We start from the raw sequence: 1,892 nt of genomic DNA, 5'->3' as shown, positions 1-1,892 counted from the left end.
AGACAGTCCTAAAATTACTAAAATCCTAAAATTACTAAAATCCTAAAATTTCTAAAATCCTAAAATTTCTAAAATCCTAAAATTACTGAAATCCTAAAATCACTAAAATCCTAAAATTACTAAAATCCTAAAAATCCTAAAGTTTAATCTTCAAAATCTCGTTTTTGCAAACTTCAATTTGAAGTTTTAATCTTTTGATTGTCAGTCTTTACTTCATTTATGTTTTTTAGTAAAAAACATGAAATTATTCAAATAACAGGCAAAAAGAAATCATAGTACTTTTCAAATCATAGTATTTTCAAATAAAGTACTTTCATGCCAAAGAAATCAATAATAGTTAGCTCAAAATTCGGTCGTGGGGGTGAGTTATTGAAAACCGTGAACATGAGAATCTCTTTTCATTTTCCTCCAACATGGGGGATGCACTCGTTTTTTCAGAATTGATCAACAACTCACGGACACGGCCCAAAATTCTAAAGTCTCGAAATCCTAAAGTCTCGAAATCCTAAATTTTGTCCCTTACAGCCATAATCATCATAATGGCCATAATAGCCATAATAGCCATAATAGCCATCTTGGATCGCTTTTATCTTCTGTGTTTTTATCTTCTGACATCAGTCTGGTCTTTTAGAGTAAAAAAATAGAGGATAAAATGGAAGGAAAGATAAAAATTAAAAGCAACAAAAAAAACCGTTGGTAGGAATACAAACAAGACAAAATTAAAATAGAATAAAATGCCCTGAAAATTACTCCACTCTTTTTCATGCCCTTCCTTTTTTATGGGGGAAGAGACACCGCCAGCAAGCTGGCGGGGGTATTTTATAACGTATGAATTGAGAAACAGTTCCGGGATCAAGGGAAATTTTTCTCATATCTTTTACTCAGGTCAGGTTTCGAGAGGTCCAATATCTTCTTTGTGAACAGTATTTCCATGGAGATTTATATGGTTTACGCGGTCGAATTCTTTGAGGATTTCTTCTGCAGGACCTTCCTTATCCAGAATACTGAGGAGGTAGATTGTTATGCATGAGAGGAAGAAGCCAGGGACAATTTCATATATGTCAAAAATTCCACCTGAGAGCTGCTTCCAGACGATAACGACGAGACCGCCGACAATCATTCCTCCGAGCGCTCCATTTCTGGTTGTTTTTCTCCAGAAAAGAGAGAAGAGGATAACAGGCCCAAAGGCAGCTCCAAATCCTGCCCAGGCATATGAGACCAGACCCATAACCGAGTTATTCGGATCTCTTGCTATTAGATAAGCAATTGCTGAAATTCCAATAACTGCAAGCCTGCCCATCCAGACGAGCTCTTTTTCTCCTGCATCCCTTTTTACTATTATCCTGTAGATATCTTCGGTAAAGGCAGAAGCAGCCACAAGAAGCTGGGAATCAGCAGTACTCATAATAGCTGCAAGGATAGCCGCAAGGAGAATTCCTGCAATAATAGGAGTAAACGTACTGTTTACCATCACCATAAAGATAGTTTCGCTTCCCGCTTCTCCAAGAAACTCAGGATAGAGGTAAGCTCTTCCGATTATCCCGCCTGCTACAGCAAAGAACAGAGAGATAATAACCCAGACCATTGCAATAATTCTTGCCTGCTTTATTTTGTCAGGAGATTCTATGGCCATAAAACGGACCAGGATATGCGGCATACCAAAGTATCCCAGGCCCCAGGCCAGGTTTGAGATAAGGGGAATTGAACCTCCAGAAAGAGCAGTCCAGGGGTTAAGCAGCTGCGGATCTATACTCTTAATCAGGCTTACAGTCGACTCATAACCTCCCATTCCCTTTAACCGGAGTTTCTAAGATCTTAAAAAAGAAAGGCTCTTGGCTATGATTATTTACAGTCTAACAAAAAATTAATTAAGTTGACGACTTCAACTTGGG

Annotated in this window: 1 protein-coding gene; it reads right to left on the bottom strand. The window is 38.1% G+C overall.

The features are described from left to right. Nucleotides 1-886 precede the first annotated feature (886 nt). Nucleotides 887-1,789, bottom strand: coding sequence for a sodium/proline symporter (locus tag EO93_RS06970; RefSeq protein WP_048161680.1), 903 nt, complete (start codon nucleotides 1,787-1,789; stop codon nucleotides 887-889). Between the last annotated feature and the right edge of the window lie 103 nt (nucleotides 1,790-1,892).

The organism is Methanosarcina sp. 1.H.A.2.2, from assembly GCF_000979975.1.
Lineage (GTDB): Archaea > Halobacteriota > Methanosarcinia > Methanosarcinales > Methanosarcinaceae > Methanosarcina.
The sequence above is the reverse complement of the archived record's forward strand: the minus strand, read 5'-3'. Positions and strand labels throughout refer to the sequence as shown.

Excerpts from the sequence above, each read along its gene's own strand:
- EO93_RS06970 (WP_048161680.1), bottom strand. The coding sequence starts at position 1,789 with ATGGGAGGTTATGAGTCGACTGTAAGCCTGATTAAGAGTATAGATCCG.